General features: G+C 62.7%; 22 protein-coding genes and 1 tRNA gene. 6 read left to right on the top strand and 17 right to left on the bottom strand.

Annotated elements, in window-relative coordinates; translation table 11 throughout:
- Window positions 1-33 precede the first annotated feature (33 nt).
- The 7 genes from rpoB to secE all read right to left on the bottom strand — a co-directional run bounded on the left by rpoB (window position 34) and on the right by secE (window position 7858).
- Entirely contained in the window at window positions 34-4170 is a 4137-nt protein-coding gene (rpoB, locus tag BMI86_RS20605) for a DNA-directed RNA polymerase subunit beta (RefSeq protein ID WP_078521316.1), read from the bottom strand.
- A gap of 247 nt (window positions 4171-4417) precedes the next feature.
- Window positions 4418-4792 carry a 50S ribosomal protein L7/L12 gene (gene rplL, locus BMI86_RS20600; protein WP_078521318.1) on the bottom strand — a complete coding sequence of 125 codons (375 nt, stop codon included), beginning with the start codon at window positions 4790-4792 and terminating at the stop codon, window positions 4418-4420.
- Between the two features lie 66 nt (window positions 4793-4858).
- Window positions 4859-5371: a 50S ribosomal protein L10 gene (gene rplJ / locus BMI86_RS20595; protein ID WP_078521320.1), complete on the bottom strand. Its 513-nt coding sequence runs from the start codon at window positions 5369-5371 to the stop codon at window positions 4859-4861.
- A 258-nt stretch (window positions 5372-5629) separates the two neighbouring features.
- The gene (gene rplA, locus BMI86_RS20590) at window positions 5630-6328 is read right to left on the bottom strand and encodes a 50S ribosomal protein L1 (RefSeq protein ID WP_075773827.1); all 699 of its coding nucleotides are present in this window, start codon (window positions 6326-6328) and stop codon (window positions 5630-5632) included.
- Between the two features lie 3 nt (window positions 6329-6331).
- A complete protein-coding gene (rplK, locus tag BMI86_RS20585) occupies window positions 6332-6784 on the bottom strand; it encodes a 50S ribosomal protein L11 (protein WP_078521322.1) in 453 nt (150 codons plus the stop codon).
- Window positions 6785-6890: 106 nt separating this feature from the next.
- Window positions 6891-7430, bottom strand: coding sequence for a transcription termination/antitermination protein NusG (gene nusG, locus BMI86_RS20580; protein WP_075773825.1), 540 nt, complete (start codon window positions 7428-7430; stop codon window positions 6891-6893).
- A 242-nt stretch (window positions 7431-7672) separates the two neighbouring features.
- Window positions 7673-7858 carry a preprotein translocase subunit SecE gene (gene secE / locus BMI86_RS20575; RefSeq protein ID WP_075773824.1) on the bottom strand — a complete coding sequence of 62 codons (186 nt, stop codon included), beginning with the start codon at window positions 7856-7858 and terminating at the stop codon, window positions 7673-7675.
- 249 nt (window positions 7859-8107) lie between these two features.
- On the opposite strand from secE, the gene BMI86_RS20570 reads away from it, so the two are divergent.
- The gene (locus BMI86_RS20570) at window positions 8108-8602 is read left to right on the top strand and encodes a DUF4405 domain-containing protein (protein WP_078542968.1); all 495 of its coding nucleotides are present in this window, start codon (window positions 8108-8110) and stop codon (window positions 8600-8602) included.
- 108 nt (window positions 8603-8710) lie between these two features.
- Window positions 8711-11080: a glycosyltransferase family 4 protein gene (locus tag BMI86_RS20565; protein WP_078542967.1), complete on the top strand. Its 2370-nt coding sequence runs from the start codon at window positions 8711-8713 to the stop codon at window positions 11078-11080.
- Window positions 11081-11083: 3 nt separating this feature from the next.
- Here BMI86_RS20565 and BMI86_RS20560 read toward each other — a convergent pair whose 3' ends face one another.
- The gene (locus BMI86_RS20560; RefSeq protein WP_078542965.1) at window positions 11084-12151 is read right to left on the bottom strand and encodes a DUF2793 domain-containing protein; all 1068 of its coding nucleotides are present in this window, start codon (window positions 12149-12151) and stop codon (window positions 11084-11086) included.
- A 145-nt stretch (window positions 12152-12296) separates the two neighbouring features.
- On the opposite strand from BMI86_RS20560, the gene BMI86_RS20555 reads away from it, so the two are divergent.
- A complete protein-coding gene (locus BMI86_RS20555; protein ID WP_078542963.1) occupies window positions 12297-13694 on the top strand; it encodes a phosphomannomutase in 1398 nt (465 codons plus the stop codon).
- On the opposite strand, the gene BMI86_RS20550 is transcribed toward BMI86_RS20555, so the two are convergent.
- The 3 genes from BMI86_RS20550 to BMI86_RS20540 all read right to left on the bottom strand — a co-directional run bounded on the left by BMI86_RS20550 (window position 13691) and on the right by BMI86_RS20540 (window position 18350).
- The gene (locus BMI86_RS20550; RefSeq protein ID WP_078542961.1) at window positions 13691-16417 is read right to left on the bottom strand and encodes a DUF4214 domain-containing protein; all 2727 of its coding nucleotides are present in this window, start codon (window positions 16415-16417) and stop codon (window positions 13691-13693) included. The genes BMI86_RS20555 and BMI86_RS20550 overlap by 4 nt on opposite strands.
- Before the next feature lie 134 nt (window positions 16418-16551).
- Entirely contained in the window at window positions 16552-17205 is a 654-nt protein-coding gene (locus BMI86_RS20545) for an ABC transporter ATP-binding protein (RefSeq protein ID WP_078542958.1), read from the bottom strand.
- Window positions 17206-17210: 5 nt separating this feature from the next.
- Window positions 17211-18350 carry a hypothetical protein gene (locus BMI86_RS20540; RefSeq protein ID WP_168173902.1) on the bottom strand — a complete coding sequence of 380 codons (1140 nt, stop codon included), beginning with the start codon at window positions 18348-18350 and terminating at the stop codon, window positions 17211-17213.
- 165 nt (window positions 18351-18515) lie between these two features.
- Here BMI86_RS20540 and BMI86_RS20535 point away from each other — a divergent pair, with 165 nt between their 5' ends.
- The gene (locus tag BMI86_RS20535) at window positions 18516-19313 is read left to right on the top strand and encodes an ABC transporter permease (RefSeq protein ID WP_078542955.1); all 798 of its coding nucleotides are present in this window, start codon (window positions 18516-18518) and stop codon (window positions 19311-19313) included.
- On the opposite strand, the gene BMI86_RS20530 is transcribed toward BMI86_RS20535, so the two are convergent.
- From BMI86_RS20530 to BMI86_RS20520, 3 genes are all read right to left on the bottom strand, one after another.
- Window positions 19279-20448 carry a hypothetical protein gene (locus BMI86_RS20530; protein WP_078542953.1) on the bottom strand — a complete coding sequence of 390 codons (1170 nt, stop codon included), beginning with the start codon at window positions 20446-20448 and terminating at the stop codon, window positions 19279-19281. The genes BMI86_RS20535 and BMI86_RS20530 overlap by 35 nt on opposite strands.
- The gene (locus tag BMI86_RS20525; protein ID WP_168173901.1) at window positions 20445-22895 is read right to left on the bottom strand and encodes a glycosyltransferase; all 2451 of its coding nucleotides are present in this window, start codon (window positions 22893-22895) and stop codon (window positions 20445-20447) included. Before BMI86_RS20525 ends, BMI86_RS20530 begins: the two co-directional genes overlap by 4 nt.
- A gap of 127 nt (window positions 22896-23022) precedes the next feature.
- A tRNA-Trp gene (locus tag BMI86_RS20520) sits at window positions 23023-23098 on the bottom strand.
- Window positions 23099-23261: 163 nt separating this feature from the next.
- On the opposite strand from BMI86_RS20520, the gene BMI86_RS20515 reads away from it, so the two are divergent.
- Entirely contained in the window at window positions 23262-23822 is a 561-nt protein-coding gene (locus BMI86_RS20515) for a type 1 glutamine amidotransferase domain-containing protein (protein WP_078542949.1), read from the top strand.
- Between the two features lie 9 nt (window positions 23823-23831).
- Here BMI86_RS20515 and BMI86_RS20510 read toward each other — a convergent pair whose 3' ends face one another.
- Both BMI86_RS20510 and BMI86_RS20505 read right to left on the bottom strand, forming a co-directional pair.
- Window positions 23832-24818 carry a zinc transporter ZntB gene (locus BMI86_RS20510; RefSeq protein ID WP_078542947.1) on the bottom strand — a complete coding sequence of 329 codons (987 nt, stop codon included), beginning with the start codon at window positions 24816-24818 and terminating at the stop codon, window positions 23832-23834.
- Between the two features lie 70 nt (window positions 24819-24888).
- Window positions 24889-25557, bottom strand: coding sequence for a CatB-related O-acetyltransferase (locus BMI86_RS20505; RefSeq protein ID WP_078542945.1), 669 nt, complete (start codon window positions 25555-25557; stop codon window positions 24889-24891).
- Window positions 25558-25766: 209 nt separating this feature from the next.
- Between BMI86_RS20505 and BMI86_RS20500 the strand changes: the two genes are divergently transcribed.
- Complete coding sequence (locus BMI86_RS20500) at window positions 25767-26708, top strand: sulfotransferase (protein WP_168173900.1); 942 nt, start codon at window positions 25767-25769, stop codon at window positions 26706-26708.
- A 121-nt stretch (window positions 26709-26829) separates the two neighbouring features.
- Here BMI86_RS20500 and BMI86_RS20495 read toward each other — a convergent pair.
- On the bottom strand, window positions 26830-26928 hold a 99-nt coding region (locus BMI86_RS20495; RefSeq protein WP_143594894.1), incomplete at its 5' end, for a hypothetical protein.

Raw genomic sequence — 26928 nt, 5'->3', positions numbered from 1 at the left:
AGGGCGGAAGGGCTTAGAGGAGGGCCGAAGCCCTCACTCGTCATCCTCCGCGTCCAGGAGTTCCATGTTGAGGCCGAGGCCCCGGACCTCTTTGACGAGAACGTTGAACGATTCCGGCACGCCGGCTTCGAAGTTGTCCTCGCCCTTGACGATCGACTCGTAGACCTTCGTCCGGCCTGCCACGTCATCCGACTTCACCGTCAGCATCTCCTGCAGGGTGTAGGCGGCGCCGTAAGCTTCCAGAGCCCAGACCTCCATCTCCCCGAGACGCTGACCACCGAACTGCGCCTTACCACCCAGCGGCTGCTGCGTGACGAGCGAGTACGGACCGGTCGAACGGGCGTGCATCTTGTCATCGACGAGGTGGTGAAGCTTCAGGAAGTACTTCACACCCACCGTGACCTGACGCGCGAACTGCTCGCCGGTGCGGCCATCGAACACGATCGACTGACCGGATTCGTTGAAGCCCGCACGCTTGAGCGCGTCGTTGATGTCGGCCTCTTTGGCACCGTCGAAGACCGGGGTCGCGATCGGAACGCCGGTGCGGACGGCTTCGGCGCTCTCGATGAACGCCTCGTCATCCATACCTTCGATGATCTCGCCGTAGGTCTCGTCGCCATAGCCGATCTTCATCGCCTCGCGAACCGGGGTCAGGTCGCCGTTACGACGATAGGCTTTCAGCGCCTCGTCGATCTGGTTGCCCAGACCGCGCGAAGCCCAGCCCATGTGCGTCTCGAGGATCTGACCGACGTTCATGCGCGACGGCACGCCCAGCGGGTTCAGCACGAGATCGACAGGGGTACCATCGGCGAGGAAAGGCATATCTTCCATCGGAACGACCTTCGACACGACGCCCTTGTTGCCGTGACGGCCAGCCATCTTGTCGCCAGCCTGAAGCTTGCGCTTCACAGCCACGAAGACCTTGACCATCTTCATCACGCCCGGAGGCAGATCGTCGCCCTGACGGACCTTCTCGACCTTGTCCTCGAACCGCAGGTCGAGCGCGCGCTTCTGCGCCTCGAACTGGTCGTTGAGGGCTTCGACTTCCTTGGCGTCGCCCTCGTCTTCGAGCGCGAGCTGCCACCACTGGCCCTTCGACAGGGTGCCCAGCAGTTCTTCGTCGATGGTCGAGCCAGCCTTGACGCCTTTCGGCCCCTTCACGGCGGTCTTGCCGGTGATCAGGGTCTTGAGACGCGCGTAGATGTTGCGCTCGAGAATGGCGAGCTCGTCGTCCCGGTCACGGGCCAGACGTTCGACTTCCTCACGCTCGATCTGCAGCGCACGTTCGTCCTTGTCGACGCCGTGACGGTTGAAGACGCGGACTTCCACGATCGTACCGTAAGCCCCCGGCGGCAGACGCAGCGAGGTGTCGCGCACGTCCGATGCCTTCTCGCCGAAGATGGCGCGGAGGAGTTTCTCTTCCGGCGTCATCGGGCTTTCGCCCTTCGGCGTGATCTTACCGACGAGGATGTCACCCGGCCCCACTTCGGCGCCGATATAGACGATCCCGGCTTCGTCGAGGTTGCGCAGGGCTTCCTCGCCGACATTCGGGATGTCGCGGGTGATCTCTTCCGGGCCGAGCTTGGTGTCGCGGGCCGCCACTTCGTATTCGTCGATATGGATCGAGGTGAACACGTCGTCGCGGTGGATCCGCTCGGAGATCAGGATCGAGTCTTCGTAGTTGTAGCCGTTCCACGGCATGAAGGCGACGACCACGTTACGGCCGATAGCCAGTTCGCCCATGTCGGTCGACGGACCGTCAGCGACGATCTGCCCCTTCACCACCCGGTCGCCCACTTTCACGATCGGACGCTGGTTGATGGTCGAGGACTGGTTCGAGCGCTTGAACTTGCGCAGACGGTAGATGTCCACGCCCACGTCGCCCGCTTCGAGATCGTCGGTCACGCGGATAACGATACGCTGCGCATCGACCTGGTCGATGATGCCGCCGCGGTTCGCCATGATCGCAGCGCCGGAGTCGCGTGCGACGGTCGCTTCCATGCCGGTACCGACATAGGGCGATTCCGAGCGCAGCAGCGGCACGGCCTGACGTTGCATGTTCGCACCCATCAGAGCGCGGTTCGCGTCGTCGTTTTCGAGGAACGGAATGAGCGCCGCACCGACCGAGACCAGCTGCTTCGGCGACACGTCGATCAGGTCAACCGTTTCCGGCGGGTTGAGCGCGTATTCGCCCGACTGGCGGGTCGAGACGAGATCGTTGATGAACTTGCCGTTCTCATCGAGCGTCGCGTTCGCCTGCGCCACGGTGTGACGCATTTCCTCGGTCGCGGACATGTAGACCACCTCATCGGTGACCTGACCGTCGTTGACCTTGCGATACGGGGTTTCGATGAAGCCGTACTTGTTCACGCGGGCGAAGGTGGCCAGCGAGTTGATCAGACCGATGTTCTGACCTTCCGGCGTCTCAATCGGACACATCCGGCCGTAGTGGGTCGGGTGAACGTCGCGCACCTCGAAACCGGCACGCTCACGGGTCAGACCGCCCGGGCCGAGCGCCGAGAGACGACGCTTGTGCGTGACTTCCGACAGCGGGTTGGTTTGGTCCATGAACTGCGACAGCTGCGAGGAGCCGAAGAATTCACGCACCGCAGCCGCGGCCGGTTTAGCGTTGATCAGATCCTGCGGCATGACCGTGTCGATCTCGACCGAGGACATACGCTCCTTGATGGCGCGCTCCATGCGCAGCAGGCCGACGCGATACTGGTTTTCCATCAGTTCGCCGACCGAACGCACACGGCGGTTGCCGAGGTGGTCGATGTCGTCGATCTCGCCCTTGCCGTCGCGCAGTTCCACCAGGCCCTTGATGCAGGCGATAATGTCCTCTTTGCGCAGCGTGCGCTGGGTGTCCGGCGCATCGAGGTCGAGACGCATGTTCATCTTCACGCGGCCCACGGCCGAGAGGTCGTAGCGCTCGGAGTCGAAGAACAGGCTGTTGAACAGGGTGTCCGCGGCCTCGACGGTCGGCGGCTCGCCCGGGCGCATGACGCGATAGATATCCATGAGCGCGGTTTCGCGGTTCATGTTCTTGTCCGACGCCATGGTGTTGCGGATGTAGGGACCGACATTGACGTTATCGATGTCGAGCACCGGAATCTCGGTGATGCCGTTGTCGATCAGGGTCTTGATCGAACCGCCCGAGAGCTCGCCGTTCTTGTCGTATTCCGCCGTCAGCTCGTCGCCCGCTTCGATGTAGATGAAGCCGGTTTCGTCGTTGACGATATCCTTCGCGCAGAAGCGGCCCATGATGTGGTCGAACGGCACGAGCAGCTCGGGAACCGAGTTGTCGTCACGCCATTTCTTGACCATGCGCGGGGTCGCTTTCTCGCCCGCTTTCAGGATCACTTCGCCCGATGCCGCATCGACGAGGTCGAAGGTCGGACGGGTGCCGCGCACGCGGTCGGGGAAGAACTTGGTGACCCAGCCCGACTTGCCCTTTGCGGTGTAGGTGACGGTGTCGTAATAGGCATCCATGATGCCTTCCTGATCGAGACCCAGCGCATAGAGCAGCGTGGTCACCGGCAGTTTCCGACGACGGTCGATACGTGCGAAGACGAGGTCCTTGGCGTCGAATTCGAAGTCCAGCCACGAGCCGCGATAGGGAATGATGCGGCAGGCGAAGAGCAGCTTGCCCGAGGAGTGCGTCTTGCCGCGGTCATGGTCGAAGAACACGCCCGGCGAGCGGTGCATCTGGCTCACGATGACCCGCTCGGTGCCGTTCACGATGAACGTACCGTTCTTGGTCATGAGGGGCATATCCCCCATGAACACGTCTTGTTCCTTGATGTCCTTGACCGAACGCGCGCCGGTTTCCTCGTCCACATCGAACACGATGAGGCGCAGGGTAACCTTCAGCGGCGCCGAATAGGTCATGTCGCGAGCCTGGCACTCGTCGACATCGTATTTCGGTTTTTCGAGTTCGTATTTCACGAACTCCAGAATGGCGTTGTCGTTGAAATCCTTGATCGGGAAGACCGACTGGAAGACGCCCTGGATACCCTCGCCATCGGTGGGCTGATCGACTTCGCCGGAGCGCAGGAACAGATCGTAGGAGGATTTCTGAACCTCGATGAGGTTCGGCATTTCGAGGACTTCGTGGATTTTGCCGTAATAGCGACGGATGCGTTTCTGACCAACGTAAGCTTGAGCCATGCTCTGCGTGACCTTTCGTCTCTTCGCGGCACATGCAATGTCGGGGCCCATTGCACGCCGCAAGGCGAATGAAGGGGGGCGGTTCCATACCTGCCTTTCGTCCCACCGAAAGGCTCCCGAACCGCGAACACCGCCTTGGAGAGGGCTTCAGGGCGCCAAAGCCCTCTCCGAGACAGGTTCGGCTGGGCCCGGGAAAACCCCGGACCCAGCCCTTTTTTCAGATCGGATGCAGTCGCATCCGGCTCGCTTACTTGAGCTCGATTTTCGCGCCAGCGTCTTCGAGCTTTTTCTTGATCTCTTCGGCTTCCGCTTTCGCAGCGCCTTCCTTGACCTTGCCGCCAGCTTCAACGAGCTCTTTGGCTTCTTTCAGGCCCAGGCCGGTGATGCCGCGGACTTCTTTGATCACGTTGATCTTCTGAGCGCCAGCTTCGACGAGAACGACGTCAAATTCGTCTTTCTCTTCAGCAGCTTCTTCGCCACCAGCAGCCGGACCGGCCATCATGACAGCGCCACCAGCGGCGGGCTCGATGCCGTATTCGTCTTTCAGGATGGTTTTCAGTTCCTGGGCTTCCAGGAGGGTCAGACCCACGATTTCTTCGGCGAGTTTTTTCAGATCAGCCATTTTTCAGTTCCTAGATTTGGGTTTCCAACGTCGCGGTTTCAAGCCGCTACGGGACAAGTCGATTGCTTACGCAGCCTTTTCCTCGATGGTCGAAAGGATGCTCGCGATGTTCGAAGCAGGCGCGCCAACGGCACCGGCGATGTTCGAAGCGGGTGCGCCGATCTGCGACACGATCTGAGCGATGAGCTCTTCACGCGACGGCATGTCAGCGACAGCTTTGACACCAGCGATGTCGAGTGCCGAGTCTCCCATTGCGCCGCCGAGGATCGAGAGTTTCTCGTTCTCTTTGGCATATTTGACGACCACTTTCGCCGCAGCGACAGGATCCTCAGAATAGGAAAGCACGGTCATGCCCGTCAGGTATTCAGCGATGCTTTCGCAGGGCTGACCTTCAAGGGCGATCTTGGCGAGCTTGTTCTTGGCAACACGAACCGAACCACCCGCTTCACGCATGCGCGCGCGGAGGTCCTGCATGTTAGCAACCGTCATGCCTTCGTAGTGAGCAACCACTACGACGCCAGAGCTTGCGAAGATCTGGCCGAGTTCCTCGACCACTTTCTCTTTTTGGGCTCTATCCACAGTTACACTCCAAGTATGGGGGTTTCCCCCCGGCTCTCATTGTCCCGGTTTCCCGGGGTCGGGTCCGAAGGGCCCGAGGCCAGATCGCCCGAGATCGGCCCGAAGGCCCAAACCCGGAATTGGTCTCGATCCCCATCTCAGGAAGGAAATTAAGCCGTCACCTTGCGGGATCAGGCACCCTCCGTCTCGGACAGGTCAGGGCGGAAGCGTCAGGCCGCCGCCCTACCACCCACCGAGGTTTCCCCCGGTGGAATTCTCTTAGTTGCCGGTCGCCGACGTGATGTCGACGGCGACGCCCGGGCCCATCGTCGAGCTCAGGGACACCTTCTTCATGTAGGTGCCTTTCGCGCCGGCGGGCTTGGCTTTGGTCACGGCATCCACGAAGGCGCGGATGTTTTCGGCCAGCTGCTCCTCGGAGAAGGAGACCTTGCCGATGCCGCCATGAATGACGCCGGCCTTCTCGACCTTGAACTGAACCTGGCCACCTTTCGCCGCTTCGACAGCCGCTTTCACGTCCATCGTCACGGTGCCGACTTTCGGGTTCGGCATCAGGTTGCGCGGGCCCAGGACCTTACCCAGACGGCCGACGATCGGCATCATGTCCGGGGTCGCGATGCAGCGATCGAATTCGATCGTGCCGCCCTGAATGGTTTCCATCAGGTCCTCGGCGCCGACGATATCGGCCCCGGCTTCCTTGGCTTCGTCCGCTTTCGCGCCACGAGCGAAGACAGCCACGCGGACGGTCTTGCCGGTGCCGTTCGGCAGAGCGACGACGCCACGAACCATCTGGTCGGCGTGACGGGGGTCGACACCGAGGTTCATCGCGATTTCGAGGGTCTCGTCGAATTTCGCGTTCGCGTTCGACTTGATCAGCGAAACGGCTTCCTCGACGGAGACGTTGGACTTGCCGGCGAAGGCTTCGCGGGCGGCTTTGGTGCGTTTACCGAGCTTTGCCATGACTTAGCCTTTCACCTCGATACCGATCGACTTCGCGGAGCCGAGGATGATGTTCATCGCGCCTTCGATGTCGTTGGCGTTCAGGTCCTTCATCTTCGCTTCGGCGATCTCACGCACCTGAGCGGCGGTGATGGTCGCGGCGACGACGCGGCCCGGAGCTTCCGAACCCTTCGGACGGTTACGCTTGCCGACCGGCTTGAGACCGGCTGCCTGCTTGATCATGAAGCTAGCCGTAGGCTGCTTGATCTCGAAGGTGAACGACTTGTCGGCGTAGTAGGTGATGATCGTCGGGATCTTCGCCTGCTTGTCCATTTCCTGCGTCTTGGCGTTGAACGCCTTGCAGAATTCCATGATGTTGATCCCGCGCTGACCCAGCGCCGGACCGACCGGCGGGGACGGGTTTGCGCCGCCTGCCGGAATTTGCAGCTTGAGCTGCCCAACAACTTTCTTGGCCATGTGGCCCTCTCCTTATCACTGTCACGCCCCTAGGGGGTCGCGAAGTTTAGTGGTTCGGTCCGGGCGTCCCTGTCGTGCAGGGCCCCTCGCCTCCCACGGCTCACACTCAGGCGGTTTTCTGCACCTGCGTGTATTCCAGTTCGACCGGCGTCGGCCGACCGAAGATCGAGACGGTGACTTTCAGGCGGCTCGCCGCCTCGTCCACTTCCTCGACCATGCCCGAGAAGCCCTCGAAGGGCCCGTCGGTCACATTCACGTTCTCGCCGACCTCGAAGGTGATGAGGCTGCGCGGCGCGGCCTGCTCACCCGATTCGTCGACACGGCTGAGGATGCGGTTCACTTCCGCATCACCCATCGGCATCGGCCGGCCCTGCGGCCCGAGGAAACCGGTGACCCGGTTCGTCGAGTTGATCAGGTGATAACCCTTGTCGGTCATCTCCATCCGCACCAGCACGTAGCCCGGCATGAAGCGACGCTCGGAGGTCACTTTCTTGCCGCGACGCACCTCGATCACTTCTTCGGTCGGCACCAGAACCTCTTCGATCTGGTCTTCCAGACCTTGATCGATCACGGCCTGACGGATCTGCTCGGCCACTTTCTTCTCGAAGTTCGAGAGAACGCTTACCGAATACCAACGCTTCGCCATGCCGATTCTTTGCCCCTTGCCGACGACGCCGGAGCGCCGAAAATTCCTGTTATTTCACGGGATTACCCGCGTCTCCCAGAATAAAAAACAGCGCGCACCACGCGAATCGATGCACGCCGCCTCTGGGAAAGTCCCGCCCCTTTACCGCCGGAGCCCTGTGATTTCAAGAGCGTAAGGCCGGAGCGCGATCACTTCGTTGCCGCAACTGCGAATGAGGTCTGGCGGAGAGCGCCGGAAGCCTATCAGCTCCCGATCACCTGCGTCACGCCGAGACGGATGACCCAGTCCACGAGCGAGAAGAAGATTGCCGTCAGCGCAGCCATCGCCAGCACCATGCCGGTCGTCAGCAGAACTTCGCGGCGGCTCGGCCAAGCCACTTTGCCCGCTTCCGAGCGCACCTGCTGGAGAAACTGGAGTGGGTTTGCCATCGTCGTCGTTCCTTACGCGCCCAATGCGGCGCCCTTGAGCCGAAAATACCGCGCCGCTTTCGGCGCAACTGCCGCCAGATACTTGCTCCCCTCGCGGATTTCAAGGCTGTTGCAGCGCTATGCGCGCGAGCAGACGCCATGCGCCCACTGCAAGCCGGCTTTGATAACGGAAAATCCATCGATGCGCGTGCAACTTAACATCCGACAACCCGCGCGGTCAGCACAGCCGCGATTCGACAGGAGCCATCGATGCCCGCCATCCTCAACCGCTACGCCACGCCGTTCATCACCGGCCTTTTCCTCGTCTCTTTGATTTCAGGAATCGCCTTGTTCTTCCATTGGGGCAGCGCGTGGTTTCACGGGATGCATGAATGGCTCTCGATGGTGCTGATCGTGCCCTTCGTGCTGCATATCTGGAAGAATTGGCGGCCGATGACCACCTACTTCAAACGCGCGCCGATGGGGCTGGCGCTCGCGCTTTCGGTCGTGGCGGCGCTGGCCTTCGTCCTTCCCGCCGCGACGAGCTCTCAAAGCGGCGCGCGTGGTGGTCCTCCGCAATTCGCGATCGCGCAGGCGCTGTTCGACGCGCCTTTGTCGGAGGCCGCACCCGTGCTCGGCCTCTCGGGCACCGACGCCGCCGCCAAGCTAGATGCCGATGTGACGCAAAGCCTGACGGAAATCGCCTCGGCGCGCGAAAGCTCCGCCGCGACGCTTGCCCAGCAACTGATGGGGCAGCCGCAATAACGGCCCGTCGCGCCGTGCGGGGCATCTCGGGCGGCGCAAGACGGTTGCGACTGTCACGCAATCGACTAGGGTGACTCTACCAAAGGTTGTTTTTCATCAAGGAATTGCATGTCGACTTTCGTTCCGCCACCGTCAGCCGTCTCCCTGCTCCATCGCCTGCGCGGCTATCGCGGAGCGCTGGAGCGGATCGAGAACGGGAGGGTGATCGGCTGGATTGCGAAAAAAGGCGACGGCAACCCGCTCGACATTGAAATCCACTGCAATGCCGGGCGGCTCATCTCGGGACGCCCGGCGATGTTCCGCGCCGACCTTGCACAGGCTGGCATCGGCGCGGGCAATCACGGCTTCGCCTTGCCGCTATCGGCAGCCCTGCAAAAGGCCGCAGGCGGCGAGATCAGCCTCCACATCCCCGGCAGCGGCCCAATCGCCACGCTGTGCTTCGACCCCGACGCGACGCCGCTTCCGAAAGAGAAAGACGCCCTGCATCGCCATATGCATGGCCCGATCATCTCGCTGCGCGCCGCGTCCACCGCGCAGACGGACATGCCCGACCTGACCGCGCAGCAACCGCTTTTCGCGGCACGCTCAGCGCATGGCGAAGACCTGCCCGCACCCCTCTTTGCCTTCATCGATTACGCGCGCCATCGCGCAGGCATGGCAGAGGAACTCCCCCTCGATGGCAGCGATGCGGCAGTGTCGGACATCCTGCGCTGGTATCTCGACAGCTACGCCGCGCAGCATCCGTCACAGCAAATCCCGTTGAGCCGCGCCGCGATCGACTGGCTCAATGCGCAGACCCGCCCCGGCGGACCGAGCCGCGCGATGGAACTCTTCGGCAAGACCGGCGACCCGGACGCGGCGACCACATGGGCGCTCCGCGACGCCCCGTCGCTCGGGTTCGGCGATTGTCTCCTCCCCGACAGCCTGATCGAGACGCTGGCAGAGACGAAAGGTTCCAGCCCCTGGCCGATGACCCGAGGGCTGCTGGCCCTGCGAGAGGTGATCCCGCCGCTCGCGCAATTCTCGCCAAAGACCGACCGCCACCGCCGAATGCTGCATGTGCTCGCGATGATCCTCGCGGTCGAACGGCCCGAGATCCTGCTGTTCCTGCCCCGCAGCGAAACGAAAACGCTGCTCGAAGGTGGCCGCCTCTCGGATGTCTGCTCGCAACTGCATCCCGGCCCGCCGATCACCCGCGCGCGCTACGCTGCGGCGCTGCGCGAGAAAGGTTTCGACCTCGACAGCATGTCCTTCCTGCGCACGCCCGACGGCCATCGGATAGCCGCCGCCACGCGCCCCGTCCCCGAGGGCGCCCCCGTCGACGTTCAAATCCACGGCCCCTTTGCGAAAGCCTCCGGGTTGGGTCAATCGACGCGGCTGTCGCATGACATTTTGTCCCGCTGCAACGTCACGCTCAACGCGGTGGAAAGCGCGCGTGACAATCCGACGCCCGCGCAAGACGGGGCCAAGACCGGTGCGCCCCGCCCCGCGCGCATCAACCTGCTGCACCTGAATGGCGACGCCGTCCCCCCGGCCTACACCTTCGACGCCGACTGCTACTCCGGCGCCTACAACATCGCCTATATGCATTGGGAGTTGGACCGCGCCCCGGCCTGTCACCACCTCGCGCTCGACCTTGTCGACGAGGTCTGGGTGCCCTCGGAATACTGCGCCGAGATTTACCGCAAAGCGACCGACACGCCGGTGGTGAATGTCGGGATGTGTTATCCCGAACCGCCCACCATCGACCGCGCCCACGCGCGCAGCGCCCTGCGCCAACGCAACGATTGGCCCGGGGAAAGCTTCGTCTGCCTCGCCAGTTTCGACAGCTTTTCCTTCGTGCAACGGAAGAACCCTCTCGGCACGATCCACGCCTTCCGCGAAGCCTTCGCCGAGGACGCGGAGGCGCGCCTGTTGATCAAGACGCAAAATCGCGGCCATGTCAGCGATGCGGCGCAGGCCACACTCTGGGTCGAAATCGACCGGCTCGTCGCAGCCGATCCGCGCATCGCTTTGCTCGACGAGACGCTCGATCACGCGGGAGTGCTGGAGTTGATGGCTGGCGCAGACCTATACGTTTCACTGCATCGCTCCGAGGGCTGGGGGTTCGGCATGCTCGAGGCGATGGCGCTTGGCGTGCCGGTCCTGTGCACGGGCTATTCCGGAAATCTGGAATTCTGCAACGAGGACACTGCGTGGCTCGTGCCCGCGTCCGAGATCGAGGTCGCGCCGCAGGACTATCTCTATGTCGAGCCCGGAATGCGCTGGGGCGAGCCGGATCACGCCGACGCCGTCGCCCAGTTCCGCGCGGCACGCAGCGACCGGGACGCGCGCAAGAAAAAGGCGGCGCAGGCCGAAGCCTTCGTGCGCCGCCACTTCTCTGCCGATGCGATTGCCGCGCGCTACAGTGCCCGCCTGTCCGAGATTTTCATCCGGCTCGACGGGGCGCGCAAACCGCTCGCCCGCCCCGCCGAGTGAGCGTCACACCCAGCGCCCGATCGCGGTGACGCTCAGGTCGCAGCTTTCACCGCTGAGGAAACTCGCGCCATTCGCGGCATAGACCACGGCGCGCGCGCCCGAGCTTGTGACGCCCTCGACCCCCGCAAAGGAGATCGCGCCTGCGCCGATGGCGCTGCCCGCCGCGAGGCTATCCGCATCGAGCGCGACACTCAGAGAGGGCGCCTGCGCGAATTGCGCCGGATAGGCCCAATCCTGCTTGAGCGCCCAATCCGCGATGTAAGCAAGGCTCACCTGCGCCGAACAAATCTGCGTGCCATCGGCAAAGCGGATGTAATCGCCCGAGGCGGTGCTGCCCTGTTCGATCACGGCGCCCGTCGACACGCCGCCGACCTGCGCGACCGTGCCGACGACACCGCTTCCCGTCAGCGCCCCGTCGATCACCGCGCCTTGCGGCATCGCTGCGCGCCCAGTGGCCGCGTCGATGCGCAGCCCCTCGAACCAAGTCGCACCGTCCGCGCTCGTCTTGATCGCGAAATCGTCGCTGCCCGCCAGCCCCATCTCGGCCCGGCCCGACCAGTTCGACTGGAACAGAAGACTCGCCGTCTCGCCCGCCGCCGCCTTGTTCAGCTTGAGCTGATGGCCTGCCCCGGCATGGCTCAGAAGCGTGGCCTCCGCCACGACGGAAAGCCGGTTCACCGCGTCATAGCCGGTCATGATCCCGACCCCGTCGAGCTGACTCAACTCCGGCAACGGCGGCACGTCCCAAGCGCCCGCGGCGAAGACCAGCTCCACCGCCTCATCCAGCACGAACGCGCGCCAGCCCTCACGCGGGGTCAGGAATTGCCACGCCCCGGCCGCAAAGATCGCAAGCGCCCCGTCCTGCCCCGCCCATACGCCCAGCGCCCCGGTCGGCAGCAGATACCGCGCCCCCTCCGGCGGACCGAGCGGCGGTTCGGTCACGCTGCGCGAAATCACCGCAAGCTGCACGAGCGCATCGAGCCGCTGCAGCGCCTCGTTATGGGTGACGTGTTTCTGGGCTTGGCTGCCAAGGATAAGCGGCAGCGCGAGATTGGCGGTCTGATCGGACATCGGGAGTTCCTGCGCTGGGTTGCGATGGAGGCCGACGATAGGAACCCGGCGTTAACCGTGTTTGAGAGCGGCGCACGGTGCTTGCCTGTCCGCCCCCCTCCCCCTAGGTTCGGCCCAATTTCAACGGCGCAGCATTCGAGGACATATGGCACCGAAATTTGGCACCAGCGGCCTACGCGGCCTCGTCACCGAACTGACCGACGCGCTGGTCACCGATTACACCCGCGCTTTCATTTCGGCCTGTCCGCAGGGCGAAGCCGTGCATGTGGGATGGGACCTGCGCCCCTCCTCCCCCGCAATCGCCGAGACCGTCATCGCCGCGATCCGCGCCGCTGGCCTCACCGCCATTCGCGAAGGCGCGCTTCCCACGCCCGCTCTTGCGCTTGCCTCGATGGGGGCGGGCAATTCGGCGATCATGGTCACCGGCAGCCACATTCCCGCCGATCGCAACGGGCTGAAATTCTATGTCCCGCATGGCGAGATCGCGAAGGAGGACGAGGCCGCGATTCTCGACCGGCTCGGTCAGGACCATCCCGCAGCCGAGAAGCCGGGGCCCGAAATCCCGGGGGCGGACAGCGCGGCACGCTACATCGCCCGCTATGTCGACGGGTTCGGGGCGGAGGCCCTCGATGGGCTGCGCATCGGTGTCTATCAACACAGCTCGGTCGCGCGCGACATCCTCGTCACCGCGGTGCAGGCGATGGGCGCAACGGCTGTGCCGCTCGCACGTTCTGACGTTTTCATCCCCGTCGACACCGAGGCGGTCGATCCCGATACCCGCAAAACCCTGCAAGGCTGGTGCGCGGAACATGGGCTCGATGCGGTGATCTCGACCGATGGCGATGCCGACCGTCCGATGCTGAGCGACGAGACCGGCACTCTGATCCCCGGCGACGTGCTGGGCGCGCTGACCGCGCGGCTTCTCGGGGCGAAAATCCTCTGCACGCCGGTCTCCGCCAATACGATGGTCGATGCGATGCCCGAATTCGACAGCATCCATCGCACGAAGATCGGCTCGCCCTTCGTGATCGCCGCGATGGAGGCCGCGCGCGATTCCGATCCTGCCGCGAAGGTCGTGGGGTATGAGCCCAATGGCGGCTTCCTCCTAGGCTTCACCGCAACGGGCCCTGCGGGGCCGATTGCGCCGCTTGCGACGCGCGATTGCCTGCTGCCGATCGTCGCTCCGCTTGTTGCAGCGAAACAGGCCAGCACCGCCCTCAGCGGCCTTGTCGCCCAGCTTCCCGCCCGTTTCACCGCGGCCGACCGGGTCGCCGAAGTCCCGACGGACCGCTCGCGCGCCTTCATCGACCACCTTGCCGACGATCCAACCGCCCGGGCGGAATTCTTCAGCGATTTCGGCCCGGCCGAACGGATCGACCGCACCGATGGGCTGCGCCTGACCTTCCCCTCGGGCGAGATCGTCCATCTGCGCCCCTCGGGCAACGCGCCCGAATGCCGTTGCTATGCCGAAGCCGCGACACCGGAGCGCGCGCAGACCCTCGTGGCGCGCTATCTTGCGGCGCTACGAACTGAACTTACTTAGCCCGAGACGTCGAACATCCCGTCGGTGAACAGGCCGAGATCGGCATCGATGAACTCGACCGTGACGCCCTGATCGGTGAAGGTCACGCCGGAGCCCGCCTCGGCCAAATGGCTGCGAGCTTCGGCGGCAGAGCTGTAGTTGAAGCCATCGAAGCTCAGCCGATCCCAAGGTTCGATATCGATAATGACGTGATGCCCGTCCTCATCCGCGCGGAAGACGAACTGATCCGCCATCGCACCGCCCTGCAGCAGATTGTACCCCTCGCCGCCATCCAGCTGATCCTCGAAGCCGAAAGAGCGGAACCAATCGATCTGCGGCTGCGCCGTTTGGGTGATCATCTCGGGGCTTTGCGCAAATGAGGCGACCACCTTCTCGCGGGTGTAGCCCCCGCTGTCGAGCTGATCGACCCACCATGTCAGCCCCTCGCTATCCGGTGCCCGCCCCAAGACGTTCTGATAGAGAAGCGAGATGAAACCGGCATCGTCGAGATTGCCATAGGTCGACGTGAATTCGGGCGAGTTGACGAAGCCGGAGACGACATCGAGAAACTCCATCCCGTCCGCCTGCATCTCGCTCCAATACATCATCCCGCCAAGGTTCGGCTCGCGCCCCAGCGTCGCTTGATACAAACGGAACACGTCATCGGTGAAATCCGTCTGCGCGCTGGCATGGCTCAGCATGAGCGTATCGATCTCTGTCGCCTCCCGAAATTCCGGGCTTTCCGAAAATCCCAAAACAATCTCCTCCCGACTTTTTACCCCCTGATCCAGCTGGTCGAGCCAATAGGTCAGCCCCCCGTCATCGGGGTCCCGATCCAGAACATTCTGGTAAAGCAGCGTCAGGAACTCCGCGTCGCTCGTCTCCGCGTAGTTCGACTGGAATTCCGGCGAGTTGATGAACCGATCCGCAACCTCCTGCAGTTCAACCGCGCCGCTCGACAGAAGGTCCGTCCAATAGTGCAGGCCGTTCCCATCGGGCGCCCGGTCAAGCGTCGCCTGATAGACCCGGAACACCTGTGCCGCGAACGGGTCGTAACTGCGATCGATCCGCCCGCCATTGAGCAGATCGTCCCCAGCCATGCCTTGCAGAATATCCGACCCGTCATTGCCGACGAGCAGATCATCGCCGCCACGCCCGTCGATCAGGTCGCCCTGCGCGGTACCTTCCTTGTGGATATCGCCGACCTCGAGCGGATTGATTGCGGAATGCCACAGATCGCGCAGCTCTGAGGTTTCGAAATCCGCGGCGCTCAGGCTTGAGCCGTCCGCGGTATTCACGATCACCCGCTCCTCGCCGATCCGGATATCCGCCCCCGTCGCGGTCGGGGCGATGTCCAAAGCCTCCTTGGTGTAGAACCACGCCATGCTCGAGAGGTCGAGCCGGTCGATACCGGGCTCATAATCCATGATGAAATCGGTGCGCCCGTCCGCGTCGAGCACGAACACATCCTGCCCCTCGCCGCCCCAGAGGGAATCCGCGCCAGCGCCGTCTTGCAGAATGTCCGCCCCCGCCCCGCCACGGATGTCGTCATCGCCTGCGCCACCGGAAATCTGATCGTTTTCAACGCCGCCGTTCGCGGTGTCGCCGCCATCGCCAAGCTTCAGCGCCAGACCGGCAGGGCCCAACTCCACCTTGATATGGCTGATCCCCATCCCCTGATCGCTCACGCTCGCGGGCACGTCGCCCGCCACGAAAATATCGAGCCCGGTCGCATCGGCGATCATCGCCGCCGCCGCCGGATCGGACAGCGCGGTCTCTAGCCCGTCCGCCAAGGTCCCGATCTGGACCAGTTTGCCGCCGGGCAGCAGCGTAAGCAGGCTGACCCCGTCATCGGCGCCTCCGGCCAGCACATAGACCTGACCGCCCATCGTCACGGTTTCGAGCATCGTCACGCCGTCGAACCGCGTGCCCAGATCGTCATTGATCTGATCGGTGACCTCCATCCGTCCGCCCGGACCGAGCGCCACGACAGAGATCGAGCTTGTGCCCGCCGCCCCCAGAAGCGCGTAGGCCTGTCCGCCCACCTGGATCGTCTCGATCGAATTCGGTGTGTTGATGAAGAGGCCGTCGCGCGCATCGATCTGACTGGCGATTTGCAGCTGTGCCTGCGCATCGAGCGCGAGCGTGGTCAGCGAATTATCCGTCACCGACGCCGCAAGGATATACTGCGCGCCCTCGATCTCGACCGTGTCGAGCGCATGGACGTCATTCTCTGACCAGACCTCGCCCGCGATGCCCTGCGCGATCTCGGTCATCCGGCCTCCAGCACCCATCTGCCAGACATGCAGCCCGCTGCCATGCGACAGGGCCCCGACGAAAAAGCTCTGCGCGTCGAGTTTCAGCGGCGCGATCGCAAGCACCGCACCGGGCGCGACCGCCCCCGGCAGCGTGAATACATCGCTGATTCCGCCGTCATTCTGGTTCAGCCAGACCGCCTGAAACGCGCCCGACGCCGAACCGGTCACCATCAAGGCAGGGCTGCCATCGATCGAAACCTCGGTCAGCGTCCCGGCTGCATCCAGCCCCGCACTCTCGCTCAGATAAGCCAGATCGCTCGAATTCAGCCGCGCAGTCAGCGGAATCTGCGAGATACCGCCCGGCGCATTCGAAATCGAATAGAGCGTCGGCCCCGTCTCGCCCTGCACGAGAAGCAGGTCGATGATCGACGTCAGGAAGTTTTCCGCGCCATTCGTAACAGTCGCGACCGGCGTCAATTGAGGCATAGTCACCTCCGCTCTCCATATTCACACTGTCTCGACTGTGAGGCGCGGCTGGGCACGGAGCGCGGAGGAAAAGCGGCCTAAAAAGGGTTTTCTCTCAATATTTTAATAGAATGCGACGGCTCACAGCGCCCAACTCAAAGCATGTTGCGTGCGTGGCAGGCAATCGCGGCGTTGAGATCGTCGAAAAACTCAAGCCGCCCACGCTCCAGCACCGCGCCGCAATCGCAAATCTCGCGCAACTGGTTCATCGAGTGGCTGACCACAACCGCCCCGGCATCTTTCAGCCGGTCGCGAAACAGGGCTGCGCTCTTCTCGCGAAACGCGGCATCGCCGACCGCCGTGATCTCGTCGACGAGATAGGTGTCGAAGCTGATCGCCATCGACGCGGCAAACGCCAATCGCGCGCGCATCCCGGAAGAATAGCTGCGCAGCGGCATCCGGAAATGCGCCCCGAGCTCGGCGGTCGCCTCTACGAAAGCCACCATCTCATCGGTATCCACCCCGTAGATCCGCGCGATGAAGCGGCAATTCTGCGCGCCCGTCAGATCATTGTGAAACGAGCCCGCGAAGCCCACCGGGAACGACACGCTGCCCCGCGCAATCACCCTCCCGCGATCCGGACGCGCGGTGCCTGCGATCATCTGCAGCAGCGTCGACTTTCCGGCCCCGTTTCGCCCTAGCAAGGCGACGGATCGGCCGCTTGGAAAGCTCGCGCAAATATCGCGCGCCACGACCTTCTCGCCACCGGGGACGCGGAAACTCTTGCTGAGGTTTTGCAGCCGGATCATCGCCGTTACCGACGGTCCCGGATCGCGTAGCCCACCAGGATGCCAATCGCCCAAAGCAAAACGAGGCTACCCGCGATCAGCGCCAGAAGCGTCTCCCGCCGTGGATATTCGGCACTTTCGGCAAGGGTCGGCGCCATGAATGTTGCAAGAAACCGGCTTTTCCGGCGCGCCTCGGCCTCCGCCGCGTCATAGCTTGCGCGCGTCGCCGCATACGCACGCTCTGCGAATTCGCGCTCCGCCATAAGCCGCTCGTATTCGCCGACGATGCTCGCGAAAGCCTCTTCCTGGGAGCCCCCATCGATCCCGAGCTTGCGTCGCTCCGCTCCGATTCTGTCCTCGATCACCGCAAGCCTCCGCTCCGCCTGCTTCAACCGCGGGTCCGTCCCGCTGCGCACCGTGCCGCGCAGCAGATCACTCTCGATCATCACCTGCGCCTGCTGTTCGAGCAACGACCCCAGCACCCCCGCCTGACTCTGCAAATCCATCTCCGGGCTGATCAGTTGGTGGCGATTACGGAAAGTGGTGAGCGCCGTGCGCGCCGTCGTCAGACGCGCCTCGGCGCGCCGCAACTCTCCGCGCGCATGGCGAATCGCATCCTCGCGCGCCGCGTTGCTGAGCCGGTTAATCATCGCAGAGCTTTGTGCCATCAAGGTCTGCGCGATCTGCTGTGCCGCGCCCGGATCGAAAGCGCGCACCTCGATGTCGAGCAGTCCCGCGCCCGCCCCGTGCCGCACATGAACCATGCGATTCCAATAGGCGACAAGCTCCTCCAGAGTGGCGTCGCCAGGAAGCCCGAACACCGGATCGGATCGATCGCGCGACCAAATGGCCCTCAGATCAAGCGCATCGTCGATCTGCGCAACAAGGCTCGGGCTTTGAATGAATTCATAGAGAATGTCGGTGTCGCTTGAAGACGCGCCCGACAGGCTGGACAGACCGCCGAAAAGATCGAGCGCCGGCGCCATTTCCTCCCGCTGAACCGTGAAGCCAACGCGTGAAACGAACTGATCCGCGGCCTGGGCGTAAAGATAATAGGCCGCCACCAGAACCGGCGCGATCACCAGCGCCAGGAAGCTTAACGCCACAGTCTGGTGCCGCCGCCGCCAGCGCGCCTTGCGTGCGGGAGGCGCGTATGCGCTCGGCACTGGCCGGAGCGGCACTGGCACTTCGCGCAACCCAGCCCCCTTTGCGAGGACGGGCGTCGCCTGCGCAGGCTCGTTAACCGCGTGTTTCACAATTGGCTCCACTATCGGTCGCGTCAGGGTCCAGTGAACACGATCCGAATTGAAAACCGGTAAACGAGGCTCGAAATGTTCTCCTCCCGCGCGGCGCGCATCCCGGCCCGGTCCTTCCCGGCGCTTCGTGCCATCGGCGCGCTCATTCTGCGCGAGATGTCGGCAAGCTACGGCCGCTCACCGGGGGGCTATCTTTGGGCGTTGCTCGAGCCGATCGGCGGCGTCGGATTATTGACGCTGTTCTTTTCGCTGACCTTCCACGCCCCGCCGCTCGGGGCCAGTTTCGCCCTTTTCTACGCGACGGGCTTGCTGCCATTCATGTTGTTTTCAGACGTTCAGTCGAAGGTCGCCAACGCCCTCACCTACTCGCGCGCGCTCCTCGCCTATCCCACTGTGAGCTTTGTCGATGCGCTCATCGCACGGCTCGCCCTGAATGCGCTGACGAAACTTGTTGTTTCTTACCTTGTGCTTCAGGGATGCCTCCTGACGTTCGACACCCGCGCGAGCCCGGATCCGCTGCGTATCTTCGAAGCAGCAGGTCTCGCCGTACTGCTGTCCTTCGGGATCGGCACCCTGAACTGCTACCTCTTTCTACGCGCGCCGGTCTGGCAGCAGATATGGTCGATCCTGATGCGACCGATGTTCCTGATTTCCGGAGTCTTTTTTCTCACCGACCAGTTGCCGCGCTGGGCCGCGGATACCCTTTGGTTTAACCCGCTCGTCCATGTGACCGGCTATCTGCGACGCGGCTTTTTCCCGACCTATCAGCCCGACTATCTCTCTGCGTTCTACGTAATCGGCGTGTCGCTCGTGGCCTTGGCCCTTGGCCTTTTAGCCCTCAGGACGAGCTACCGGGGTCTCCTCGCAAGGTGAACGATCTGGGCCGCGGCGTTTGATCTCGCGGCGCTCTAAGGAGTGCGGTCCGCCACCGATGAGAACGGTCCTCGCGCAGAAGGTTACCGAGCCGCTCCGCTATGGACGCGTCGAGTGCACCGAGCTCGGCACCCTCGGACAACGGTCTTGAAAGAAGCCCTCCCGCAAACGCGCACAATTCATCGAGATCATCGAGTGACGCCGGGCCGCGCTCGATTTCAGGATGATACGGATATGGCGCCGTCCAGAGCGGGTCGTCGAATATTTGCTCCGCTTGTACGGCGGGTAAGACGCGCTCGAGCTCTCGACGTTGGCTCTGTGCAAGCCGCTGCAGTGTCTCGACGTGACGTGCCGCGATCGCCCACGCGCGGCGCAGCGTGGGGCCGTTCGCCATTTGCCGTTGCAATACGAACTCGATTTCTGCGCGATGGCTGTCCGGCCGAAAACGGCGATTGCGCAGCAAAAAACCAAACTGTGCTGCGCTGCCCGTGCTGTTGCATGGTCCGATTGCGTTGCCCGGCGTTCCCAGCAAAGCGTCGGCGAAGGTGACCACATCTTGCTTTGCTGGCGCGACCTGCAGTCCTACGTTGGGAATGCGCGCCCAGGCTGCGAGATCTCCGCCAAAGCTGAACGGGACACGGCGGGACGAAATCCAATCGTCGAAGCGGGGCCGACTCCAGACGCCCCATTGCCAGAACGCCGCGTTCATCCACGTCAGGGGAGGACGCAAAAAGGCCAGCACGGTCACGGGCGGATGGCCGAGGTCAGAAAGTAACTGCGTGAAGAAATCGGGCCGACGAATCCAGCCCTCATTCGAGAAGAACGGGATATAGCCGCGCCGCCGCGCGCGTGCGATCTCGCGCAAGACGAAATCGCCGAGAGATTTCGCCGCGACCTCCCGGCCGGGATCGGGCATCGAGACATAGCCATAGGGAGACAACGCGGCAGTGCGGCGCACGGCCCTGCCACGCAACGGCATGAGTTTGCCGCCCACCCGCACCGCGCCGATATAGCGCATACGCAAACCGGCGCGCGACGGCCGGTCCGGTTCCGCGCTCCATGCTGCTTGAAGAGCCGAACTGCCGCATTTCGGGGCGCCTATATGAAAGATCGCATGACTGTCTTCGAGCGTCATGCCACCCACCTCTGCGTGGCGGGCGCCCCAAAGAGGCGATCGATGTCTATATCCGATGGCCTGCGTGGCACCGGCAAGACACCCTCCTGTGCGCCTGCCGCTCTGACCGCTTCAGCTTGAGCGCCACGGTCGAAACAATACACCGGCAGGCCGGTGGCGAGCGCCTCATGCGTGGTGAAGGAAAAGGTCTCCGGCCAGAGCGATGGGATCAGCCATCGGTCAATTCCGTAGCGCGCGATCAGAATCTGTAAATCTAGGGGCTCAAACGGGCCGTGCACGTGGTTCGGCGCGCTCAAATGAAACCGCGGATCGAGATTTCCCAACAGGACCAGCCGCGCGCGGCCGTCCGCAGCGAAGGCCTCCCCCAATGCCTCGACAACCGCGGCGCCTTTGTGGACGCCGATATGACCGAGCACGCCAAGAACAGAGCCCGCGGTGCGGGCGCTCGCCTGGGGTCCAGGAGGCGGCCGGACGAGAATCGCAGGGCGCGCCACATGATGCGGTTTGCAGTCGATCTTATGCGCGACGTCTGGGCAGGCCGAGGCCACAATCTCTGCGGAGCTGCGCGAGAAAACTTGTAATCGCGTCGCGCTGGTAAGTGCCGCGCCCCAAGCGCTTTCCCAATCCGACAGATCGTCGGTCGAAGAGCGCTGTGACGGCTTTCGAGACTTGGCCCGAGGGCCGATGTATTCGGGGATCTCGCGCAAGCTGTTTGGCGCACGCAGGAGCGTGTAGGCCTCGCTTAGGGGCAAGTAGTCGTGAAACAGGATATTGAGCGGCTGCGTCGCGGATAGTTCCGTAAGCAGCGCGGGTATCTCGAGCGGGGTCGGATGGCCAACGCCGCAGGAATAGATGACGTGGCGATCCGGCAGAAGCTTCAGCAGGGATAGCACTACCGCGCGATCCGATGTCTCGACCGTGCTCAGGCCTAGCGGGTCGTGAAGCTCGATGGACCAGCGCACGGGCCCACCGACGCGAAGAACGACGCACCGCCGGCCGGCGCGAAGCTCCGAGGCGATTTCTTTGCGCAACCACATCTCCGCCCCACCCCCGAGGGAATGTCCGAGCCAGATCTTGATCGGCTCGGTTTGCAGTGCTCCCGCTCGGGCCAGGGCGAGCGCGAAACGCGGGGCCCCCAGCGGATCGCTGGTTAGAAAACGATCGACGGCGCGCGGATAGCTTGGATAGCGCCTCTCGATCTTCGCCTGATTGGCGTCCAGTAGCTTTCGCCGCGCCGCCGCACCGAAGGAGGCGCTACCGCGATGCTCCACGAAGAGCGAGCCGATCCCGATATGCCGCCCCCCGAGCCGCCTTACTTTCTGACACCAATCCGTCTCCTCCCCGTAGCCGCGCCCAAACGCAGGGTCGAATTGCGGAAGCTTGACAAGAAAGCGCGGTGCGAGCGCCATGCAAAAGCCGATCCCTGTCGGCAGCTCGGCGTGCGCCTGCACCGGGTTCATGCGCGCGGCGACTGCATCGATCTGATCGACGGCCCCGGGCGGTAAATCGCTCCGCGCTCCGGCTGTCGGCACGGACAATATCTGCGCGTCATTCGACATTGGCGTGACGCTTGCGACCTGCGGATCGGAAAGTGGGGCCACAAGACGTGACGCCCAGCCCGCGGGCACAAGGGCATCGGAATTCAGCAAGACCACGGGGCGCTCGGGAAAGCGCCTGAGCGCCACCTCAAACCCACGATTGCCCGACGCGACGAAGCCGAGATTTGTGTCATTTTCCAGAAGCGTCGCGTTTGCCCGGCCATCACACCAATCGCGCAGAAACGGCCGCACCTCTGGATCGGTCGAGCGATCCTCGATCGCGATCAGATGCCAGTCGAGATCGGTGTGCTGCGCGACGCGGGCAAGCGCCTCGCGCAGCAGCCCCCGCGCGTTGAACACGGGCAACACGATGACGATCCCGGGAAACGTGAGCGGCTCAGTCGGCGCTGTGGTGTGGAGAAGGTCGGGCGGCAGGGTCGCACCCCGCGCCTGCCCCACGAAACCGAGCGCGGATTTCACGCGAACCCCCGCGGCACTGTCGTCGTGGTTTCGCCAGCGCCAGATATCGCGGGCATGACGTGCGATTCGCCACAGGAACACCGGGGCAAGGCGCAACTGCCCCCATGCGAGGCGAACCCTGCCGATCAGCGGCAAAACCCAGCTTTCCTCGCCTTGGCCATCGGCACCCGTATCGGGAATGACCAGCTCCACCTTGCCGGGCCAGAAAGGCACGTCGAAGGCAAACTTCGCCGGCCCCGATGGATCAGGTTCGAGCGCGCAGCGCTGCGCCACGCCTCCCAGGCGTAAAATCACCTCGCGCGCATCGATTCGCCCCTCCAGACGAAGACGGTTGCCGCGGAAATCATAGCGCGTGACCTGCAGCCCCCGAGCCGCCGCGCGCGGCCCCAGATCCGGCACCCTCCGCGAAACCCGGAGATTCGCATCCACATATCGCTGAAAGACCCGGAAAATTCTGCCAAGCACGACGGTTCCTCGCGACAGCGCCCAAAACCGGCGTCACAGGACGCCACTTCGGGAACGTTACGCGAACGAACGTAAATTTTCAGGAAACGGCTGGCAGGGGCAGAGGGACTCGAACCCGCGACCCTCGGTTTTGGAGACCGATGCTCTACCAACTGAGCTATACCCCTAGGCCGTGGCGTGGGTGCTAAAGTCTCACGCGACCGAAATCAAGTGCCTTTCCACCTATCTTTCGCATTTCCCCGCCGAAGAAATCGCCGTGGAACGCATGCCGGGCGCAGATCGTTTTTCTCCCGAACCTGCGCAAGCTGCGCCTCAAGGAAAGGAAAGCAAATGCCCAAGATTACCGAAGCCCGCATTCTGATCATGGCCACCAACGGTTTCGAGCAAGCCGAGTTGACCGTTCCGCGCGACAAGCTGACTGAGGCTGGCGCGCAAATCGACCTCGCTTCGCTCGACGGCGAAGACATTCGCGGCTGGGACGAGACCGACTGGGGCGAGACCGTTTCGGTGCAGTGCAAGATCTCGGACGTCGTCGCCTCCAACTACGATGCGATCGTTCTCCCCGGCGGTCAGATCAACCCCGACCTTCTTCGTGTCGAGAAAAGCGCGCTGGACCTGCTGCGCAGCTTCTATGACCAAGGCAAGGTTGTCGCTGCGATTTGCCACGCGCCGTGGCTACTGATCGAGACCGGCATCGCCAAGGATCGCAAGATGACCTCGTATCATTCGGTGCGCACCGATGTCGAAAACGCCGGTGGCGAATGGGTGAACGAATCCGTGGTGTCCGATAATGGCGTCGTCACGTCGCGCAACCCGAAGGATCTGGACGATTTCGTCGCCAAGATCATCGAGGAGGTTCAGGAAGGCCGCCACATGCGCGAGGCCGCCTGACCCACAGACCTATCGCTTCCTGCGCTTCGAATAGAGGCGCAGGAGGCCCATGACCATCAACTGCGCGGCGACAATCACCACGCAGACGATCACCAGATAATCGAACGCAGAGTCGGAGTTCAGCCCCGGCATCCCGCCAAGATTGACCCCGAACAGACCGGTAAGAAACCCGAGCGGCAGGAAGATCGTGGAGACGACCGACAGCACGAAGGTGTTGCGGTTAACCCGGTCCGAGAGTTGGCTCGACAGTTCTTCGCGAAGCACCTGCGCCTGATCGCGCAGCTCGTCCATATCTTCCGAAATCCGCGTCATCTTCAGCGCTTCTTCCTCGATCTCGCGCCGCGTGACCTCGTCGATGATCGGGCTCTCCGCCTGTGTCAGACGGATCAACGCCTCGCGTTGCGGCGCGAGATACCGCCGCGCCGCGATCACCTGCAGCCGCAAGTCTAGAACGTCGCGGCGCATGTGATCGGCCTGCCCGCCATAGACCTGATCTTCCAACGCCTCGGCACGCTCGTCCAACTCGGTCTGGAACACCCCGATATTGCCGACGATATCCTCGGTCAGTCGCACGAGGAAAGTTCCTGCATCGCTGGGCCCTTTGCCGTCGCGGATCGCCGCGTTCATCCCTTCGATCGCGCGCACCCGCTTGCGTGAAATCGTGAGGATACGCTGCCGGTCGAGATACATCCGCAGCGAGACCATATCCTCGGGGTCTTCGCCCTCGTTGAAGTTGATCGCGCGCAGGATCACCAGAAGCCCCTCGCCGATCTGGCTCATACGCGGGCGCGTATCGACATCCAGCAAGGCCTCCACCGCCTGCGGGTCGAGGTAATCCAGTTCCTCGCGAATCCAGCGCTGCGCCTGCGGGTGCGTCCCGTCCAGATGCGCCCAGGCGAGCCGCTCGTCCCGCAACGCCTCGACGATGTCGGCAGGCCCGTCGGGATCGGGCGCACCCGTCAGGATATGCGAGAAGAGGATCGGGCTGTTGGTCATCCGGGCTCCGGGAGAATTCGTCGCGTTGCCCAGAGCCTAGCGTCGTTGCGCGCAGCGGCAAGCCTCTCGCTCAAGGCGCGTGTTCGGCCAGCGCCGCCACATCCCCCGCTTCCAGCGCGGGCAACGCCCTCTGGATCGCCCCCACCGGCCAGTCCCACCACGCCAGATCGAGCAGCCGCGCGATCTCATCGGGGCCGCACCGGGACCGCACCACGCGCGCCGGGTTGCCCGCGACGATGGCAAAGGGCGGCACGTCCTGCGCGACCACCGAGCCAGCCGCCACGATCGCGCCCGCCCCGATGCGCACACCCGGCATCACCATCGCATTGAAGCCGAGCCAGACATCCGGCCCGATCACGGTGTCGCCGATCGCGGCATTCTCCTCGAGATATTTGCCCGCCGTCTCCATGTCGAAGATCCGGAACGGATAGGTGGTGATCCCGCCCATCGGGTGACTGGCCGAGGCGGTGATGAAACGCACCCCATGCGCGATCTGCGCGAATGCGCCAATCACCAGCCGCTCGGGACAGCCGGGATAGAGGTACGGCGCAAGCTCCGCCGCCGCGTCCGTAACGGGGGCAAGCGGGCTGTAATAGGCATAGCGCCCGACCTCGATATTGGGATGGTCGATCACCGCCTGCAGGAACACGGTGGGTTCATGCGGCGTGCCATCGGGCAGAAGAACGGGATTGCGGGTATCGGGCGCAGGAAAGCGCCGCGGCAGCGGATAGGCAGACATGGAGAGACCTCTCTCGATCAGAGTTTCAGGGAAACGGGATCAGAAAAGGGTCTTGTCCATCGGAGCCTCCATTAGCTCAATCAAAGCTAAAGAGAAATCAGCGGACGTGCAAGCTTGGAGAGGCTCCAAATCGCCTATAGGATGCAGCATTCGCGTATAAATCCGAGCGAGACCTCAGCTCAATAGACGGGGATCAAAGTAGACAAACCTTGAAAATCCGCTCGCATTCGATAAAGCTTCGAAAAAGCTGCAGGGCGGCGAACGATCAGCGCGAGGTGCTTTTTTTGACTGTTAAATTTCCAGCGAAAATTGGGAAGAAGCTTTCTCGTATCAGCAATCGTTTCGCCCCTAGGCAATCTCCTGGATTTCTTATCATTGGCGCACAGAAAGCCGGAACGACAACCTTGTTCAACTTATTGAACGAACACCCACAGCTGCAAGGATCAGAAATCAAAGAGATCGGACATTTCTCTCAAGACATAGACCTGGGAGCGACTCAAAAAGATTACGAAAATAATTTTCGATCCATGAGCCTTCGTCGACGAATATTCTACGAGGCAACGCCTGCATATCTTGCGCGTCCCGGCGTCGCCGCGAAAATACACGATTACTACCCTTCTATGAAAATGATATGCCTTCTTCGCGAACCAGTAAGTAGAGCTTTTTCCGCCTACAATATGTACGCACGGATGCTATCGAACGGTTATCTCGAACGGATATGGAAGGCGAAAGGAAGGCCAGCAAACAATCGGATAGATGCGCTCCGCAATTCACAAGGAAAAATCGCGTCCTTCCGCAACGCATTAGAGCTGGAACTCGATATGATGAATCTTCTCTCGCCCCCGGTAGAGCCTTCTCTCATTCGGCGAGGGTTTTATTTAGAGCAGCTAGAACCTTTTTGGAAACAATTTGGAGAAGACAATATACTGATCATCGGGTTTTCCGATTTGAAAAAACAAAAGGGTGCGGTTCTAAAAAATATAACTAGCTTTCTAGAAATAGAAAGCTTTAAAAACACCCCTGAGCTACCGTGGCATAACAGGGGAGAGTACCCTGAAACCATAAAGACATCTGATCGAGAGTTCCTTGAAGAGATTTATCGCGAACCCAATGCGCGGCTCTTCGATAAAATTGGTAAAATCAATTGGTGATCAATCCGACACCAAGGCCAATATTACGAATCTTCATATTTATTCTTTAGGCTCAACTCGAAAACCAAGCAAAAGGGCCGCCCAACCGGGCGGCCCTTCGCAAATCGCTATGATCCGAGGATTACGCGATGATTTTCGACACAACGCCGGCGCCGACGGTGCGGCCACCTTCGCGGATTGCGAAGCGCAGACCGTCTTCCATCGCGATCGGGGCGATCAG

It is taken from the genome of Thioclava sp. DLFJ5-1, assembly GCF_002020115.1.
GTDB classification, from domain to species: Bacteria; Pseudomonadota; Alphaproteobacteria; order Rhodobacterales; family Rhodobacteraceae; genus Thioclava; species Thioclava sediminum.
The sequence above is the reverse complement of the archived record's forward strand: the minus strand, read 5'-3'. Positions and strand labels throughout refer to the sequence as shown.

Bases quoted from the DNA above. Each gene is read 5' to 3' on its own strand.
- rplA (WP_075773827.1), bottom strand. From the start codon at position 6,328: ATGGCAAAGCTCGGTAAACGCACCAAAGCCGCCCGCGAAGCCTTCGCC.
- BMI86_RS20530 (WP_078542953.1), bottom strand. From the start codon at position 20,448: ATGACGCTCGAAGACAGTCATGCGATCTTTCATATAGGCGCCCCGAAA.
- BMI86_RS20505 (WP_078542945.1), bottom strand. From the start codon at position 25,557: ATGTCTGCCTATCCGCTGCCGCGGCGCTTTCCTGCGCCCGATACCCGC.
- BMI86_RS20555 (WP_078542963.1), top strand. From the start codon at position 12,297: ATGGCACCGAAATTTGGCACCAGCGGCCTACGCGGCCTCGTCACCGAA.
- secE (WP_075773824.1), bottom strand. From the start codon at position 7,858: ATGGCAAACCCACTCCAGTTTCTCCAGCAGGTGCGCTCGGAAGCGGGC.
- BMI86_RS20570 (WP_078542968.1), top strand. From the start codon at position 8,108: ATGCCCGCCATCCTCAACCGCTACGCCACGCCGTTCATCACCGGCCTT.
- BMI86_RS20515 (WP_078542949.1), top strand. From the start codon at position 23,262: ATGCCCAAGATTACCGAAGCCCGCATTCTGATCATGGCCACCAACGGT.
- BMI86_RS20565 (WP_078542967.1), top strand. From the start codon at position 8,711: ATGTCGACTTTCGTTCCGCCACCGTCAGCCGTCTCCCTGCTCCATCGC.
- BMI86_RS20510 (WP_078542947.1), bottom strand. From the start codon at position 24,818: ATGACCAACAGCCCGATCCTCTTCTCGCATATCCTGACGGGTGCGCCC.
- rplL (WP_078521318.1), bottom strand. From the start codon at position 4,792: ATGGCTGATCTGAAAAAACTCGCCGAAGAAATCGTGGGTCTGACCCTC.
- rpoB (WP_078521316.1), bottom strand. From the start codon at position 4,170: ATGGCTCAAGCTTACGTTGGTCAGAAACGCATCCGTCGCTATTACGGC.
- nusG (WP_075773825.1), bottom strand. From the start codon at position 7,430: ATGGCGAAGCGTTGGTATTCGGTAAGCGTTCTCTCGAACTTCGAGAAG.
- BMI86_RS20550 (WP_078542961.1), bottom strand. From the start codon at position 16,417: ATGCCTCAATTGACGCCGGTCGCGACTGTTACGAATGGCGCGGAAAAC.
- BMI86_RS20535 (WP_078542955.1), top strand. From the start codon at position 18,516: ATGTTCTCCTCCCGCGCGGCGCGCATCCCGGCCCGGTCCTTCCCGGCG.
- BMI86_RS20560 (WP_078542965.1), bottom strand. From the start codon at position 12,151: ATGTCCGATCAGACCGCCAATCTCGCGCTGCCGCTTATCCTTGGCAGC.
- BMI86_RS20545 (WP_078542958.1), bottom strand. From the start codon at position 17,205: ATGATCCGGCTGCAAAACCTCAGCAAGAGTTTCCGCGTCCCCGGTGGC.
- rplK (WP_078521322.1), bottom strand. From the start codon at position 6,784: ATGGCCAAGAAAGTTGTTGGGCAGCTCAAGCTGCAAATTCCGGCAGGC.